Annotated in this window: 14 protein-coding genes; 6 read left to right on the top strand and 8 right to left on the bottom strand. The window is 61.5% G+C overall.

The genetic code is table 11. The annotated features are described in order from the left end of the window. Nucleotides 1-150: 150 nt before the first annotated feature. From gltB to KL786_RS10740, 5 genes are all read left to right on the top strand, one after another. Nucleotides 151-4,596: a glutamate synthase large subunit gene (gene gltB, locus KL786_RS10760; protein WP_215517613.1), complete on the top strand. Its 4,446-nt coding sequence runs from the start codon at nucleotides 151-153 to the stop codon at nucleotides 4,594-4,596. A gap of 32 nt (nucleotides 4,597-4,628) precedes the next feature. Further along, entirely contained in the window at nucleotides 4,629-6,047 is a 1,419-nt protein-coding gene (locus tag KL786_RS10755) for a glutamate synthase small subunit GltD family protein (RefSeq protein WP_032862197.1), read from the top strand. Nucleotides 6,048-6,298: 251 nt separating this feature from the next. Beyond that, on the top strand, nucleotides 6,299-7,366 hold the full coding sequence (gene hemE, locus KL786_RS10750) for a uroporphyrinogen decarboxylase (RefSeq protein ID WP_029296084.1): 1,068 nt from the start codon (nucleotides 6,299-6,301) through the stop codon (nucleotides 7,364-7,366). 122 nt (nucleotides 7,367-7,488) lie between these two features. Continuing rightward, nucleotides 7,489-7,752 (top strand): helix-turn-helix transcriptional regulator, encoded by a 264-nt coding sequence (locus tag KL786_RS10745; RefSeq protein ID WP_224791169.1) that lies wholly within the window; start codon nucleotides 7,489-7,491, stop codon nucleotides 7,750-7,752. Further along, complete coding sequence (locus tag KL786_RS10740; RefSeq protein ID WP_215517612.1) at nucleotides 7,745-9,016, top strand: type II toxin-antitoxin system HipA family toxin; 1,272 nt, start codon at nucleotides 7,745-7,747, stop codon at nucleotides 9,014-9,016. Before KL786_RS10745 ends, KL786_RS10740 begins: the two co-directional genes overlap by 8 nt. Nucleotides 9,017-9,037: 21 nt before the next feature. On the opposite strand, the gene KL786_RS10735 is transcribed toward KL786_RS10740, so the two are convergent. Further along, nucleotides 9,038-10,279 (bottom strand): MFS transporter, encoded by a 1,242-nt coding sequence (locus tag KL786_RS10735; RefSeq protein ID WP_252193689.1) that lies wholly within the window; start codon nucleotides 10,277-10,279, stop codon nucleotides 9,038-9,040. 155 nt (nucleotides 10,280-10,434) lie between these two features. Between KL786_RS10735 and KL786_RS10730 the strand changes: the two genes are divergently transcribed. Continuing rightward, nucleotides 10,435-11,328 (top strand): LysR family transcriptional regulator, encoded by an 894-nt coding sequence (locus tag KL786_RS10730; protein ID WP_029296092.1) that lies wholly within the window; start codon nucleotides 10,435-10,437, stop codon nucleotides 11,326-11,328. A gap of 117 nt (nucleotides 11,329-11,445) precedes the next feature. Here the strand turns inward: KL786_RS10730 and KL786_RS10725 are convergent, their stop codons facing one another. Genes KL786_RS10725 through KL786_RS10695 form a run of 7 tightly spaced genes read right to left on the bottom strand, consistent with a single transcriptional unit; the run spans nucleotide 11,446 to nucleotide 16,707 of the window. Further along, nucleotides 11,446-11,895 (bottom strand): hypothetical protein, encoded by a 450-nt coding sequence (locus KL786_RS10725; RefSeq protein WP_215517610.1) that lies wholly within the window; start codon nucleotides 11,893-11,895, stop codon nucleotides 11,446-11,448. A gap of 27 nt (nucleotides 11,896-11,922) precedes the next feature. Then, on the bottom strand, nucleotides 11,923-13,149 hold the full coding sequence (locus KL786_RS10720; RefSeq protein WP_215517609.1) for a beta-ketoacyl-ACP synthase: 1,227 nt from the start codon (nucleotides 13,147-13,149) through the stop codon (nucleotides 11,923-11,925). Beyond that, complete coding sequence (gene fabG / locus KL786_RS10715; RefSeq protein WP_029296098.1) at nucleotides 13,149-13,877, bottom strand: 3-oxoacyl-ACP reductase FabG; 729 nt, start codon at nucleotides 13,875-13,877, stop codon at nucleotides 13,149-13,151. The genes KL786_RS10720 and fabG overlap by 1 nt, the downstream gene beginning before the upstream one ends. Next, nucleotides 13,870-14,334, bottom strand: coding sequence for a hotdog family protein (locus tag KL786_RS10710; protein WP_215517608.1), 465 nt, complete (start codon nucleotides 14,332-14,334; stop codon nucleotides 13,870-13,872). Before KL786_RS10710 ends, fabG begins: the two co-directional genes overlap by 8 nt. Then, a complete protein-coding gene (locus tag KL786_RS10705; RefSeq protein ID WP_215517607.1) occupies nucleotides 14,331-15,497 on the bottom strand; it encodes a beta-ketoacyl-[acyl-carrier-protein] synthase family protein in 1,167 nt (388 codons plus the stop codon). The genes KL786_RS10710 and KL786_RS10705 overlap by 4 nt, the downstream gene beginning before the upstream one ends. Then, nucleotides 15,494-15,976, bottom strand: a complete 483-nt coding sequence (locus KL786_RS10700; RefSeq protein ID WP_215517606.1) for a DUF3261 domain-containing protein — start codon at nucleotides 15,974-15,976, stop codon at nucleotides 15,494-15,496. Before KL786_RS10700 ends, KL786_RS10705 begins: the two co-directional genes overlap by 4 nt. Then, nucleotides 15,973-16,707: a class I SAM-dependent methyltransferase gene (locus KL786_RS10695; RefSeq protein WP_215517645.1), complete on the bottom strand. Its 735-nt coding sequence runs from the start codon at nucleotides 16,705-16,707 to the stop codon at nucleotides 15,973-15,975. The genes KL786_RS10700 and KL786_RS10695 overlap by 4 nt, the downstream gene beginning before the upstream one ends. Nucleotides 16,708-16,714 lie beyond the last annotated feature (7 nt).

The raw sequence follows: 16,714 nt of genomic DNA, 5'->3' as shown, positions 1-16,714 counted from the left end.
GTCGCCAAATTTGTGGGCGTCTGTGTCGGTGTGTACAATGACCTCCCTTTTGCCCCCGCTAAGCCGGCGTACGTTCGGCGTGGAAGGTAACCGGTTGAATTGAAAAGAAATTTGCCTCGAAATAAGAGGCAGCCTGGTGAGAAAGTGTCTATGAAAGCAGGTCTGTACCAACCCGATGAATTCAAGGATAACTGTGGTTTCGGCCTGATAGCCCATATGCAGGGCGAACCCAGTCATACCCTTCTGCAAACGGCCATCGAGGCCCTGACCTGCATGACCCACCGCGGTGGGATCAACGCTGACGGCAAGACCGGTGACGGTTGCGGCTTGCTGATTCAAAAGCCCGACCAGTTCCTGCGCGCAATCGCCAAGGAAACCTTCGGCGCCGATCTGCCCAAGCAATACGCCGTGGGCATGGTGTTCTTCAATCAGGACCCGGTCAAAGCCGAGGCCGCTCGCGAGAACATGAACCGCGAGATCCTCGCTGCTGGCCTGCAACTGGTTGGCTGGCGCAAAGTGCCAATCGATACCAGTGTGCTCGGCCGCCTGGCCCACGAGCGCCTGCCGCAGATCGAACAAGTGTTCATCGCAGGCGACGGCCTGAGCGACCAGGACATGGCGATCAAGCTGTTCACTTCCCGTCGTCGCTCGTCCGTGGCCAACGCCCTGGACACTGACCACTACATCTGCAGCTTTTCCCACAAGACCATCATTTATAAAGGCCTGATGATGCCGGCGGACTTGACCGCCTTCTATCCAGACCTGAGCGATGAGCGCCTGCAAACCGCGATCTGCGTGTTCCACCAGCGCTTTTCCACCAACACTCTGCCGAAATGGCCGCTGGCCCAGCCATTCCGCTTCCTCGCCCACAACGGCGAGATCAACACCATCACCGGCAACCGCAACTGGGCCGTGGCCCGTCGCACCAAGTTCGCCAACGACTTGATGGACCTTGAAGAGCTCGGCCCTCTGGTCAACCGCGTGGGTTCCGACTCTTCAAGCATGGACAACATGCTGGAACTGATGGTCACCGGTGGCATCGACCTGTTCCGTGGCGTGCGCATGATCATTCCGCCAGCGTGGCAGAACGTCGAGACCATGGACCCGGACCTGCGGGCGTTCTATGAGTACAACTCGATGCACATGGAGCCGTGGGACGGCCCGGCCGGCGTGGTCATGACCGATGGTCGCTACGCGGTGTGCCTGCTCGACCGCAACGGCCTGCGCCCGGCGCGTTGGGTGACCACCACCAACGGCTTCATCACCCTGGCCTCGGAAGTCGGCGTGTGGAACTACCAGCCTGAAGACGTGATCGCCAAAGGCCGCGTAGGCCCTGGGCAGATCCTTGCCGTGGACACCGAAACCGGGCAGATCCTCGACACCGATGCCATCGACAACCGCTTGAAGTCGCGTCACCCCTACAAGCAATGGCTGCGCAAGAACGCCCTGCGCATCCAGGCGACCATGGAAGACAACGACCATGGCTCGGCTTTCTATGACGTCGACCAGCTCAAGCAGTACATGAAGATGTACCAGGTCACGTTTGAAGAGCGTGATCAGGTACTGCGCCCCCTCGGCGAGCAAGGCTACGAAGCTGTTGGCTCCATGGGCGACGACACGCCAATGGCCGTGTTGTCCCAGCGTGTGCGCACGCCGTACGACTACTTCCGCCAGCAGTTCGCCCAGGTGACCAACCCGCCGATCGACCCGCTGCGTGAAGCCATCGTGATGTCCCTGGAAGTGTGCCTCGGTGCCGAGCGCAATATCTTCCAGGAATCGCCAGAGCACGCCTCACGCGTGATCCTCAGCTCGCCGGTCATTTCCCCGGCCAAGTGGCGCTCGTTGATGACCCTGGAGCGTCCAGGCTTCGACCGGCAGATCATCGACCTGAACTACGACGAGAGCCTCGGCCTGGAAGCTGCTGTGCGCAACGTCGCCGATCAGGCTGAAGAAGCCGTGCGCGCCGGTCGCACGCAGATCGTGCTGACCGACCGCCATATCGCCCCGGGCAGGCTGCCGATCCACGCATCCCTGGCCACCGGCGCGGTGCACCACCGCCTGACCGAAAAAGGCCTGCGCTGCGACTCCAACATCCTCGTCGAAACCGCCACAGCCCGCGACCCGCATCACTTTGCGGTGCTGATCGGCTTTGGCGCCTCGGCGGTGTATCCGTTCCTGGCTTACGAAGTACTGGGCGACCTGATTCGTACCGGCGAAGTGCTGGGCGATCTGTACGAAGTATTCAAGAACTACCGCAAAGGCATCACCAAGGGCCTGCTGAAGATCCTGTCGAAGATGGGCATCTCCACTGTCACCTCGTACCGTGGTGCACAGCTGTTCGAGGCCATCGGCCTGTCCGAAGAAGTCTGCGAACTGAGCTTCCGTGGCGTGCCAAGCCGCATCAAAGGCGCGCGTTTCGTCGATATCGAAGCCGAACAGAAAGCCTTGGCGTTGGAGGCCTGGAGCGCGCGCAAGCCGATCCAGCAAGGTGGCCTGCTCAAGTTCGTGCACGGTGGCGAATACCACGCGTACAACCCGGATGTGGTCAACACCCTGCAAGCCGCTGTGCAGCAGGGCGACTACGCCAAGTTCAAGGAATACACCGCGCTGGTGGATAACCGCCCGGTGTCGATGATCCGCGACCTGTTCCAGGTGAAAACCCTGGACACGCCGATGGACATCGCCGAAGTCGAGCCGCTGGAATCGATCCTCAAGCGCTTTGACTCCGCCGGTATTTCCCTGGGTGCCTTGTCGCCCGAGGCACACGAAGCCCTGGCCGAAGCCATGAACCGCCTGGGTGCGCGTTCCAACTCCGGCGAAGGCGGCGAAGACCCGGCGCGCTACGGCACCATCAAGAGCTCGAAAATCAAGCAGGTCGCCACTGGCCGTTTCGGGGTGACCCCGGAATACCTGGTCAACGCCGAAGTGCTGCAGATCAAGGTGGCCCAGGGCGCCAAGCCCGGCGAGGGCGGGCAACTGCCAGGCGGTAAGGTCAACGGTCTGATCGCCAAGTTGCGTTACGCGGTGCCTGGCGTGACCCTGATCTCGCCGCCGCCACACCACGACATCTATTCGATTGAAGACTTGTCGCAGCTGATTTTCGACCTCAAGCAAGTCAATCCCAAGGCCCTGGTCTCGGTGAAACTGGTGGCAGAAGCCGGCGTGGGCACCATCGCTGCCGGCGTGGCCAAGGCCTATGCCGACCTGATCACCATCTCCGGCTACGATGGCGGCACTGGCGCATCGCCGCTGACTTCCATCAAGTACGCTGGTGCGCCGTGGGAGCTGGGCCTGGCCGAGACTCACCAGACCCTGCGTGGCAACGACCTGCGCGGCAAGGTCCGGGTACAGACCGACGGCGGCCTGAAAACCGGCCTCGACGTGATCAAGGCCGCGATCCTCGGCGCCGAAAGCTTTGGCTTCGGTACCGCGCCAATGATCGCCCTGGGTTGCAAATACCTGCGCATCTGCCACCTGAACAACTGCGCCACCGGCGTGGCGACGCAGAACGAGAAGCTGCGCAAGGATCACTACATCGGCACCGTCGACATGGTGGTGAATTTCTTCACCTACGTCGCCGAAGAGACCCGCGAGTGGCTGGCCAAGCTCGGCGTGCGTTCCCTGGAAGAGCTGATCGGTCGTACCGATCTGCTGGACATCCTCCAGGGCCAGACCGCCAAGCAGCACCACCTGGACCTGACGCCGCTGTTGGGCAGCGATCACATCCCGGCAGACAAGCCACAGTTTTGCCAGGTCGAGCGCAACCCGCCGTTCGACAAAGGCCTGTTGGCCGAGAAGATGGTCGATATGGCCGGCTCCTCGATCAATGACGCCAGCGGTGGCGAGTTCGCCCTGGATATCTGCAACTGCGACCGTTCCATCGGTGCGCGGATCTCTGGCGAAATCGCGCGCAAGCACGGCAACCAGGGCATGGCCAAGGCGCCGATCACTTTCCGCTTCAAGGGCACGGCCGGCCAGAGCTTTGGCGTGTGGAACGCCGGTGGCCTGCACATGTACCTCGAAGGCGACGCCAACGACTACGTGGGCAAAGGCATGACTGGCGGCAAGCTGGTAATCGTTCCGCCAGCGGGTAGCGTCTACAAGACCCAGGACAGTGCCATCATCGGCAACACCTGCTTGTACGGCGCCACCGGTGGCAAGCTGTTTGCCGCAGGGACCGCCGGTGAGCGTTTCGCTGTGCGTAACTCCGGTGCCCACACCGTGGTTGAAGGCACTGGCGATCACTGCTGTGAGTACATGACTGGAGGCTTTGTCGCGGTATTGGGCAAGACCGGTTACAACTTCGGTTCAGGCATGACTGGCGGTTTCGCCTACGTGCTGGACCAGGACAACACCTTCGTCGACAAGGTCAACCACGAGTTGGTCGAGATCCAGCGGATCAGCGGTGAAGCCATGGAGTCCTACCGGAACCACTTGCAGCACGTGCTGGACGAGTACGTCGAGGAGACCGGCAGCGAATGGGGTCGTAACCTCGCCGAGAACCTCGATGATTACCTGCGTCGTTTCTGGCTGGTCAAGCCCAAGGCTGCCAACCTGAAATCGTTGCTTTCCAGCATCCGTGCCAACCCGCAGTGATATGCGCCTGAAGAGTTTGATGAGGTTTTAACATGGCTGAACGTCTGAATAACGACTTCCAGTTCATCGATGTCGGGCGCAAAGATCCGAAGAAGAAACTGTTGCGTCAACGCAAGAAAGAGTTCGTGGAAATCTACGAACCCTTCAAACCCCAGCACTCGGCCGACCAGGCCCACCGCTGCCTGGGGTGCGGTAACCCGTATTGCGAATGGAAGTGCCCGGTGCACAACTTCATTCCCAACTGGCTGAAATTGGTGGCCGAGGGCAATATCCTCGCCGCCGCCGAACTGTCGCACCAGACCAACACCTTGCCGGAAGTCTGCGGCAGGGTGTGCCCGCAGGATCGTCTGTGCGAGGGTGCCTGCACCCTCAACGACGGTTTCGGCGCGGTGACCATCGGTTCGGTGGAGAAGTACATCACCGACACCGCGTTCGCCATGGGCTGGCGCCCGGACATGTCCAAGGTCAAGCCGACCGGCAAGCGTGTCGCGATCATCGGCGCAGGCCCGGCGGGCCTGGGTTGTGCCGACGTGCTGGTACGTGGCGGCGTGACCCCGGTGGTGTTCGACAAGAACCCGGAAATCGGTGGCCTGCTGACCTTCGGCATCCCCGAGTTCAAGCTGGAAAAGACCGTGCTGAGCAATCGCCGCGAAGTCTTCACCGGCATGGGCATCGAGTTCCGCCTGAACACCGAGATCGGCAAAGACGTGACCATGGAGCAGTTGCTCGAAGAATACGATGCGGTATTCATGGGCATGGGCACCTACACCTACATGAAGGGCGGCTTCGCCGGTGAGGACCTGCCGGGCGTGTATGACGCGCTCGACTTCCTGATCGCCAACGTCAACCGCAACCTGGGCTTTGAAAAATCCCCGGAAGACTTCATCGACATGAAGGGCAAGAAGGTCGTGGTGCTGGGCGGTGGCGACACCGCGATGGACTGCAACCGTACGTCGATCCGCCAGGGCGCCAAGTCGGTGACCTGTGCCTATCGTCGTGACGAAGCCAACATGCCGGGCTCGCGCAAAGAGGTGAAGAACGCCAAGGAAGAAGGCGTGAAATTCCTCTACAACCGCCAGCCGATCGCCATTGTGGGTGAAGATCGCGTCGAAGGCGTGAAGGTGGTCGAGACCCGTCTCGGCGAGCCGGACGCCCGTGGCCGCCGCAGCCCCGAGCCGATCCCGGGTTCCGAAGAGATCATCCCGGCCGACGCCGTGGTCATCGCTTTCGGCTTCCGTCCAAGCCCGGCGCCGTGGTTCGAGCAGTTCCAGATCCAGACCGACAGCCAGGGCCGCGTCGTAGCCCCGGAACAAGGCCAGTACAAGCACCAGACCAGCAACCCGAAGATCTTCGCCGGTGGTGACATGGTGCGCGGTTCGGACCTGGTAGTCACCGCGATCTTCGAAGGCCGCAACGCCGCCGAAGGCATCCTGGACTACTTGCAGGTCTGACCCCGATCCCAACTTGAAATGGGATCAAAATGTGGGAGCTGGCTTGCCTGCGATAGCGGTGGTGAATTCAACATCGCCATCGCAGGCAAGCCAGCTCCCACACAAATCCCATTCCACATGGGGTTTGCTGGGGTCTGTCATACCGCAAGACACCGCGACAAATTGACCCGATAGACAAAAGGCTGACCTGCAACCGTGCCTTTTGCGTCCGGCTCTGAGAAAATGCCCGCACTTTTTTTGCGGATGCCGACATGACTGCCCTCAAGAACGACCGTTTCCTTCGTGCCCTGCTCAAGCAACCTGTAGACGTCACCCCAGTGTGGATGATGCGTCAAGCCGGTCGCTACCTGCCGGAATACCGCGCCAGCCGCGCCAATGCGGGCGATTTCATGAGCCTGTGCATGAATCCGGAGTTCGCCTGCGAAGTCACGATGCAGCCGCTGGACCGCTATCCACAACTGGATGCGGCCATCCTCTTCTCCGATATCCTGACCATCCCCGACGCCATGGGCCAAGGCCTGTACTTTGAAACCGGCGAAGGCCCGCGCTTCAAGAAAGTGGTCAGCACCCTGGCCGATATCGAAGCCCTGCCGATCCCTGATCCCCACAAAGACCTCGGTTATGTGATGGACGCCGTCAGCACCATCCGCCGCGAGCTCAATGGCCGCGTACCGTTGATCGGCTTCTCCGGCAGCCCGTGGACTCTGGCCACCTATATGGTCGAAGGCGGTTCGTCGAAAGACTTCCGCAAGACCAAGGCCATGCTCTACGACAACCCACAAGCCATGCACCTGCTGCTGGATAAGCTGGCACAGTCGGTCATTTCCTACCTCAACGGCCAGATCATGGCCGGTGCGCAAGCGGTGCAGATCTTCGACACCTGGGGTGGCAATCTGTCGGCGGCGGCGTACCAGGAGTTCTCCCTGGCCTACATGCGCAAAATCGTCAGCGGCCTGATCCGCGAACACGAAGGCCGCAAAGTGCCGGTGATCATGTTCACCAAGGGCGGCGGCCTGTGGCTGGAAAGCATTGCCGACGCCGGTGCCGACGCGCTGGGCCTGGACTGGACCTGCGACCTGGGCGAAGCCCGTCGTCGTGTGGGCAACCAAGTGGCCCTGCAAGGCAACATGGACCCGACCGTGCTCTACGCCAAGCCCGAAGCCATCCGTACCGAAGTAGGTCGCATCCTCGCCAGCTACGGCAAAGGCAGTGGCCACGTGTTCAACCTCGGCCACGGCATCACCCCGGAAGTGAACCCGGAGCATGCTGGTGCGTTCCTGCGGGCGGTGCATGAGTTGTCGGCGCAGTATCACGAGTGATTTCAGCTCATAAAAAACGCCCGGCTTAGGCTGGGCGTTTTTTTGGGCCCGAAACAGACGTAAGGTGCTAGTAAAGTCCTTCATATAGGACTTATTCTGCTTTTTATTTAAAAAAGTCCAATATGGGTGACATCATGCTGCTGGCGAACCCACCTCAACTTGGCGAAAGGATACGCCAGTTACGTCGCGCCAAAGGTTACAGCCAGGCGCAACTGGCGGATCGGGCCAAGTGCAATCGCAAGACCATCATTGATCTTGAAGCGGGTGAGAACGTTGCGATGTACACGGTATTCCGGGTGATCTCGGCACTTGGGATGGCATTGGAAGTCGTAGACAAACGCATAGATCTCAAATCCCTGGCTGACCTGGTAGAGCACGATGAGTAGAGTCAAGTTGCTCAATGTCGTCACCCCGCAGGGGCGTTCGGGCGAGTTGTCCAAGGGCTCCCAGTTCTCGTTTGCGTACGCATCTGCCGATACCGAGCGCGAGGTGTCGCTGGTCATGCCTTATGACCCGACGCCTGCGGTCAGCAACGTGTTGCATCCGATTTTTGATATGAACGTGCCGGAAGGTTTTCTCGCCGATCAGATAAAGCGCCGTATGGCCAGGCACATTCAGGTAGACGAGATGCGCCTGCTATCGGTTATTGGCGGGAACCAGATCGGGCGCCTGACCTATCAAAACCCCGTCGAAGCATCGGCTGCCGTGCGTGCCCAGGTAGGGCTAGAGCAAATCCTTTCGGCTGACAGTACCCAGGACATCTTTGCGTTTTTGGTGCAGACCTATTTCGAGTCGGGTATTTCCGGCGTGCAGCCCAAAGTGTTGGTGCCTGATCTGGACAAGCTGGCCGGTGGCCGCAAAACCCTGCTCAGTTCCGACCTGATCGTAAAGTCCGGTGCTGATGAATACGCCCACCTGGCCCAGAATGAATTCCTCTGCATGGAAGCCGCGCGCATTGCGGGGCTGGAAACACCGCCATTCTGGCTGTCGGAAGGAGGCGATCTGTTTGTCATGGAACGCTTTGACCTGACACCGTCTGGGCGACTGGGTTTTGAAGACATGGCGGTGCTCTTGGGCCTCAACAAAGACCCCCATGACAATTACAAGTATTCCCAGAGCTACGAAACCCTGGCTACGGTCATTGACCATGTCTGTGCGCATGGCGAGCCGCTGCGCGAGCTTGAGCGGTTTTTCTCTTCGGTCTGCCTGTCAGTGATGGTGCGCAATGGCGATGCGCACTTGAAGAACTTCGGGGTGCTCTATACCCATCCTGGCGCGCGTGAAACGGTGCGGTTGGCGCCGGTGTTTGATGTGACTACCACCACGGTGTATGAGCACTACAACCCCAAGTCCGGTCGTTCATTGGTTGATCGCACGTTGGCAATCAAGATGAACAAGGTGAAGGCCTACCCGGATCGCCAGCAACTGATGGAGTTCGGTCGTAAACACTGTGCCGTGGAAAAGCCAGGGATAATCATCGAGCGAATCGCAGAGGCCATGTCCGAGGCGCTCGTCACCCATCAAGCCCGAATCGACGTTGAGCTGTTTTCGGCGATGCAGGCTGAATGGGATGCGGGGCGTGCCATGGCGTGTCATGACTCGTTGGTGGGCGGTATGAAACGAAAACCTGTGGTGAAAAAAACGCGGTAACTCGGTTTTTTGTGTGGCGAATCAAGTCGCCGTTTTTGCCAGCGGCTGCAACTTCGCCAGCTTCAACGCCACCAGCAGCGCAACGATCAACAGCGCAACGATAAACCCGCCAATCCCGTTCCACCCCGCGTAGTGCCAGAAAACCCCACCCGCCGTCCCGGCAATACTCGACCCAGCGTAGTAGCTGAACAGGTACAGCGACGATGCCTGCCCCTTGGCTTTCAGCGCACGCCGGCCAATCCAGCTACTGGCTACCGAATGGGCGCCGAAGAAGCCGAAAGTGAAGATCAGCATGCCGATGATGATCAGCGGCAGCGGGCTGAACAGGGTCAGGGTGATGCCGGCGAGCATCAGCACGATAGTGGCCCAGAGCACCCGGCGACGGCCCAGGCGGTCTGCCAGCGAGCCGATCTTCGCCGAGCTGTAGATGCCCGACAGGTACACCACTGACAACAGGCCGACCACCGCCTGGCTCATGTCATAAGGGGCGGCCAGCAAGCGGTAGCCGATGTAGTTGAACAGCGTGACGAAGGCGCCCATCAGTACGAAGGCTTCGAGAAACAGCCACGGCAGGCCGGCATCCTTGAAGTGCATGACAAAGCCATTGATCAGGTTGCGCGGCTTGAGGCTGCTGGCGCGGAAGTTGCGCGACTCGGGGAGGATTTTCCAGAACACCGTCGCGGCAATCAGCGCCAGCGCGCCGATGATCAGCATTGCCGTGTGCCAACTGACGAAATCGATCAGCACGCCGGTGATCAGGCGCCCGCTCATGCCGCCAATCGCATTGCCACCGATATACAGGCCCATGGCCAGGCCGATGTGCTGCGGATGGATCTCTTCACTGAGGTAAGTCATGGCCACGGCCGCCAAGCCACTAAGGGACAGGCCCAGCAGCGCGCGCAGCCACAGGATGCCTTCCCAGGTCGGCATCAGGCCGCTGGCGATGGTGCACACCGCCGCGCAGAACAGCGACGTGACCATCACTGGCTTGCGCCCCAGGCGGTCGGAAATCGGCCCGGTGATCAACAGGCCAAAAGCGAGCATCGCCGTGGAGACGGAGAGGATCAGGCTGCTTTGCGCGGCATTGATGGAAAATTCGTGGGACAACGCCGGCATCATCGGCTGTACGCAATACAGCAGGGCAAAGGTGGCAAAGCCGCCGGAAAACAGTGCCAGCACTGTGCGCATGAACATCGGCGTATCTTTTTCGATGTACACATCGTTGAGCTGCGCCACCACCTCGTCGAGGGCGGTGGGTGGCAGTTCCTGGGCGAGTGGAGCGACAGCAGATTTCACGCGGGACCTCGGGGGCAAAGGCTGCCAGGGCTGGCAATGAAAAAAGAATATAGCTGGCTAATGATTCTTTCCAATATATTGTTCGACCTGTTTGATAGCTTTTACGACCTAATGAGGTTTTCATGGAATTGCGCCACTTGCGCTACTTCATCGCCGTGGCTGAAGAGCTGCATTTCGGCAGGGCGGCCCAGGTCCTGGGTATCTCCCAGCCGCCGTTGAGCCAACAGATCCAGGCGCTGGAACAAGAAGTGGGCGCCCGCTTGTTTGAACGTACCAATCGTCGGGTAGAGCTGAGCGAGGCAGGGCGCTTGTTCCTCACGGAAGCCCGCCTGGTACTGGCCCAGGTCGACAAGGCCGCGGATGTGGCACGCCGGGCGCAGTTGGGGGAGTTGGGTGAGTTGAAGATTGGCTTCACCTCTTCGGCGCCGTTCAACTCCAGCATCCCACAGGCGATTTTCGCTTTTCGCCAGGCTTTCCCGGCAGTGCATCTGAACCTGCAAGAGATGAGCAGTACCGAGGTGGCGGGCGCGCTGGTGGACGAGTCGATCCAGGTCGGCCTGATGCGCCCGCTGCCGCTGCCGGACTCATTAAGTGTCGTGGAGCTGATGCGCGAGCCCCTGGTGGCGGTGCTGAGTGCCGGCCATCCGTTGGCCCAAGGCAGCGAACGTGGCCTGCACCTGACGCAGTTGGCTGACGAACCTTTTGTGTTTTTCCCACGGGCCTACGGCAGTGGTTTATATGCGCAACTGATCAACCTGGCCCGCGATGCCGGTTTCAGCCCGTATTTCGCACAAGAGGCCGGCGAAGCCATGACCATCATCGGCCTGGTGGCGGCGGGGTTGGGGGTGTCGGTGTTGCCGGCCTCATATCAGCGCATCCGCATCGACGGCGTGGTCTATCGCACCTTGCTCGACCCGGAGGCGGTGACAGCGGTGTGGCTGGTGCAGCGTAAAGACCAGCAGTCGCCCATGGCCAAGGCGTTTGTCGAGCTGCTGACGCGCAAGGCGTTGGTGTAGCGTAAGAGCTATCGAGCTTTAGCGAGGCTGCGATGGCGGCGGCACAGGCAAAAAATATGTTGCCTGACACACTGTCATCGCAGCCTCGCTGGTGAAAAATGCGGCATCAGAGCCTTTTCAGTTCTGCTTCGACGTCCCCGTCTCCTTGAACAACTGCTCCGCCGTACCCGCTTGCGCCGCGCCGCTTGCGCGCAGCCCGGCCATGATGTCGCGGTCGAGCATGCTCACCCAGCGGTTGTAGTTGCGATGAATCTTGCCGTCCTTGTAGCCCAGTTCCTGGCTGTCACGATAGGTGATGGCGTAGCGGGTGCCGGTGTAGCGAATGTCGATCTCGGCGTAGTAGCGGTTGCGCACGTTGATCTGGGCCTGGATCAGGCCTGGGTCGGCGCGCTGGACGGTCCAGTTGCGCTTGTCCAGGGCGGTGAGGATGCTCTGTTTCATTTTCTCTTCGCTGACCTGCTCGTTGGCGGCGAGTGCATGTTGGGTGTTGAGTACCGGCTTGCTGGTACAGCCGGCAGCGGTCAGCAGGGTCAGGGCGATGAGGGTGGCGCGTAGCAACGAAGACATTCCGTTCTCTCCAATCAATTAAAAGGCTTACTGCCAGCGGCGAAAGATCAGCGACGTGTTGACGCCGCCAAAGGCAAAGTTGTTGTTCATCACGTAGTCGTTGTGCATCTGGCGGAACTCGCCGCGCAGGTAATCCAGTTCGCCGCAGCGCGGGTCGACTTGGTCGAGGTTGAAGGTCGGCACGTACTGGTCGTGGTTCATCATCTCGATGCTGAACCACGACTCCAGCGCGCCGCAGGCGCCCAGGGTATGGCCCAGGAAGCTCTTCTGCGAACTGATGGGCATGCGGCTGCCGAACAGGCTGCTGGTGGCCAGGGTTTCGGCAATGTCGCCTTGTTCGGTGGCGGTGCCGTGGCCGTTCACGTAGCCGATGGCATCCGGCGTCAGGTTGGCATCTTCGAGGGCCAGCTCCATGGCCCGGCGCATGGTGACCTGCTCGGGACGGGTGGTGTGCTGGCCGTCGGCGTTGCTGCCAAAGCCGACGATCTCGGCATGGATATGCGCGCCACGGGCCAGGGCATGTTCCAGCTCCTCAAGCACCAGCATGCCGCCGCCTTCGCCGATCACCAGGCCGTCGCGGCCGCTGTCGTAGGGGCGAGGACTGGTTTGCGGGGCGTCGTTTTTCAGGCTGGTGGCGTAGAGCGCATCAAACACCATGGCTTCGGTGGGGCACAGCTCTTCGGCGCCGCCGGCGAGCATCAGCGGCAGGCGGCCGAACTTGATCGCCTCATAGGCATAGCCGATGCCCTGGCTACCGCTGGTGCAGGCGCTGGACGTGGGGATCAGGCGCCCGGTGAGGCCAAAGAAAATGCTGATATTGGCCGCTGTGGTGTGCGGCATCATGCGCACATAGGAGTTGGCGTTCAGGCCCTCGGCCACCGAGTTGAGCAGCATATTGCCAAAGGCCTTGATCTCATCGGTGCTGCCGGTGGATGAGCCGCAGGCCACACCCATGCGCCCATCCTTGATCGACGCATCGCCCAGCAGGCCGGCGTCCTGCAACGCCTGCTCGGCGGCCCACACGGCCAGGCGCGAGACCCGGCCCATGCTGCGCAGTTGCTTGCGGGTCCAGTGGGCCGGCACCACAAAATCGTCAATCGGCCCGGCCAGCCGTGTGTTCAGTTCGCTGAAGCGATTCCACTCATCCATGCGCCGGATGCCGCTGCGCTGGGCGCGGAAGTTGGCGGCGATGGTTTCCCAGTCGCAGCCCAGGGAGGTCATGCCGGCCATGCCGGTGACTACCACACGTTTCATCAGCACAGGCCCCCATTCACGGCCAGGACCTGGCGGGTGATGTAGCCGGCCTCGGCCGACATCAGGAAGTTCACCGCACTGGCGACCTCTTCTGGCGTACCCATGCGTTGCGCGGGGATCATCTTCATCAGTTCTTCCACCGGCACGTTCTCATCAAGCATTGCCGTGTCGATCAGGCCGGGGGCCACGCAGTTGACGGTAATCTTGCGCTTGCCCAACTCGATTGCCAGCGCCTTGGCCGCACCGATCAAGCCGGCCTTGGACGCGCTGTAGTTGACCTGGCCACGATTGCCGATCAGCCCCGAGACCGAAGTGATGCACACAATGCGCCCGGCCGCGCGGCGCCGGATCATCGGCATCATCACCGGGTGCAGCACGTTGTAGAACCCGTCGAGATTGGTGCGCATCACCACGTCCCAGTCGTCCTCCGACAGGGCTGGAAACGCGCCATCGCGGGTCAGCCCGGCGTTCAGCACTACACCGTAATAGGCGCCGTGGGCTTCAACGTCGGCTTCGAGGATCTGCTTGCAGGTGGCACGGTCTGCCACATCAAATTGCAACACCCGCGCCTTGCGGCCCAGGGCCTGGATTTCGACCTGTACGGCATCCGCCTCGGCGCGGCCACTGCGGCAATGCAGCACGATGTCATGGCCGGCCTGGGCCAGGCGCAGGGCGATAGCGCGGCCGATACCCCGGCTGGAGCCGGTGACCAGTACGGATTCAGTCATGACACGTGTCCTTCGATTCAGCTAAATAGTTGGCCGCCTGGGGCGGTCGAAATACGTTCAGGCGCGCGCTGGCCTGGATGCCGTCGCCGGTCAGGTGGCATTCGAACACACCCATGCCGTTGTCGTCTTCCAGTGAGCGCAGGCCGTGGATGGTCAACTCGGTGCCGGCGGGAAAGTGCTCGACGTTGCATTCGAACTTACGGGTGCCCAGCAGGAACCCCAGCTCGACTGCTTCGCCGTTCTGCCGAGCCCGGCAGCCGGCATAGGCGGCGACGCTTTGCGCCATCAGCTCGACGCCGACCCAGGCCGGCAAGCTACCGTCGGCACGGTTGAACAGGCCGCCGGGCTTGACGGTGAGGCGGGTGCGGATCTGCTCTTCATCGAACGCCAGCACCTGGTCGATCAGGATCATGTCCCCGGCGTGGGGCAGCAGTTCGGCGAGCGGCCAATTGATCATGGGGCGTCTCCGATAATCAGGCTGACGTTATTGCCGCCGAAGGCAAACGAGTTGCTCATCAGGCAGCGTGTTTGCAGGGTGTCGCCGACCTTGGCCCAATGCAGGGCGGGCAGCGCCGGGTCGGCTTGACCGTCCCAGACATGCGGCGGCACGCTACCTTCCATCAGGCTCAACCAGCAGAACGCCGCTTCCAGTGCACCCGCGGCACCGAGGGTATGGCCGGTCAGCGGCTTGGTCGAGGAACAGGCCACGCCAGCGGGAAACAGCGCTGCCACGGCCAGGCTTTCCATCGCATCGTTATGTTGGGTCGCGGTACCGTGCAGGTTCAGGTAACCGATCTGCGCGGGTGTCAATTTGGCGCTGGCCAGGGCTTTGCTCATCGCCTGCAATGCGCCCTTGCCGCTGGGCTCGGGGGCGGAAATATGGTGGGCATCGCAGCTCGCGCCACTGCCCAGCAAAGCGATCGGCGCCGGGCTTTTGCTCATCAGGAACAGCACCGCAGCCTCGCCGATGTTGATGCCGTTGCGGTTCACCGAAAACGGGTTGCAACGCTGGGCGGATACCGCTTCCAGGGAGGTAAAACCGTTGAGGGTCAACTTGCACAGGCTGTCGACCCCACCACACAGCACCGCATCGCACAGGCCCAGGTCCAGCAGGCGCCGCGCGCTCATCAGGGCGCGGGCGCTGGACGTGCAGGCGGTGGAAATCACATAGGCCGGGCCGCTCAGTTGCAGCCAGTCGGCGAGGAAATTGGCCGGGGCGCCGAGCTCTTGTTGCCGATAGTCATAATCTGCGGGGAAGTGCCCTTCACGCAGGTAGTCGGCGATACCGCGACTGGCCTCATCGATGCCCGAGGTGCTGGTGCCCAGCACGATGCCGATGCGCGAGGCGCCAAAGGTCTGGATCGCCTGTTGGATCGGGTCTTCGATCTGCAAGGCGGCCTCCAGCAACAACTGGTTGTTGCGACTGTTCTGTTGTGCCAGGTGCGGCGGCAGCGGCGCCAGTTCACCGGGCACGCTGCCCACCGGCAATACCCGCTCGGGCACCCAGCCGCTCTCGCTGCGCATGCCGCTGCTATCGCCGGCAAACAGGTTGCGCCGCACTTCGTCCTGGCCGCGACCCAGGGCACAGATGATCCCGAGGGCATTGAGGTAGGCCGTCATGGGGTGTTCCCAAGCGCGCTGACGCGATAGTTCAGATGTTGGCCAGGCATGCTCACGCTGAATGCCAAGGGCGCCTGGTAGATCACTTGCCAGTGCGGCTTGAGCACCCGCACGCCATCGTCTTCACGGGCTTGGGGGTAGTTGCCTGGCAGCTCGGCGGCGGGCGTCAAAGCAAACAGCAAGGCGGCAAACAACTCACGGGCCTGGGGATTGGGTGGCAGTAAACCATCCGCCTGCCAAGTACCCTCCACCAGCTTTTGCCGGGCCAGGGGGATGCCCAGCGGATCCATCAGCGACCAGCGCAAGGCATCGCCTTCGCGCTGGATCACCAGCAACCAGTCCTGGCGCTGGTCATCCTGTTCGCGCTCTACATGCAATTGCAGCGGCAGGGCCAGGCTTGGGGTGTGCACAGGCAGCGGCGGCTGGCTGGCGCAGGCGGCCAGCAGCAACAGGCAGCCGATCAACAGCGCACGGATCATGCTGCCGGGCCTGTGAGTGGCTTGCGTGCGACCACATTCACCAGGGTCTCTTCACGCTCGCCAAACGGCTTGGGCTGGCGCAGGCCCCAACGCTCCAACAGGCCGAAGTCCGCCGAGCGGCTCCACCACAGGTAGGGGTACGAGACATTCTGCGGGCCAAACTCAAAGCCCTGGTCACGGATCATCTCCAGGTACTCTGCGGCACTTTTCTGCACGTGCATCGGGTGGCGGAACAGCCAGCGAATCACCCAGGTGTCGATATAGGCTTCGGTGGACTCGGCAAACAGCAGGTAGCCGCCGGGCTTGAGCACCCGGTAGAACTCGGTCAGCGCCCGTTGCTGCTCCACCAGGTGGTGGAAGGTCTGGTGGCAGAACAGGATGTCGACACTTTCATCGGCCACCTCAAGGGTTGCGCAATCACTGCCGATCAATTCGATATCAATGCCCTGGCGCGCGGCTTCGGCACGGCTCAGATCGAGGCTGTGCGGGTCGGCGTCAAGGCCGATCAGGCGCTCGGGGGCGAATACCTGCTGCAAGTAGCGGAACGACTTGCCCTGGCCGCAACCGGCATCCAGCAGCACCGGTGCCTCAGGCAACGGGTCGCTGAACAGGTTGCGCAGGTCGTTGATCGCCACGCGCAATACGTGATGCTGCCAGGTGTGGCTGCGCAGGAACCAGAAGCCGAACCTGGTTTCTTCGACGTAGTTTTTGCTCAAGTACTCTTTTTGCACAGCCGAG

This window comes from Pseudomonas sp. TAE6080, assembly GCF_018732265.1.
GTDB lineage: Bacteria > Pseudomonadota > Gammaproteobacteria > Pseudomonadales > Pseudomonadaceae > Aquipseudomonas > Aquipseudomonas brenneri.
The sequence above is the reverse complement of the archived record's forward strand: the minus strand, read 5'-3'. Positions and strand labels throughout refer to the sequence as shown.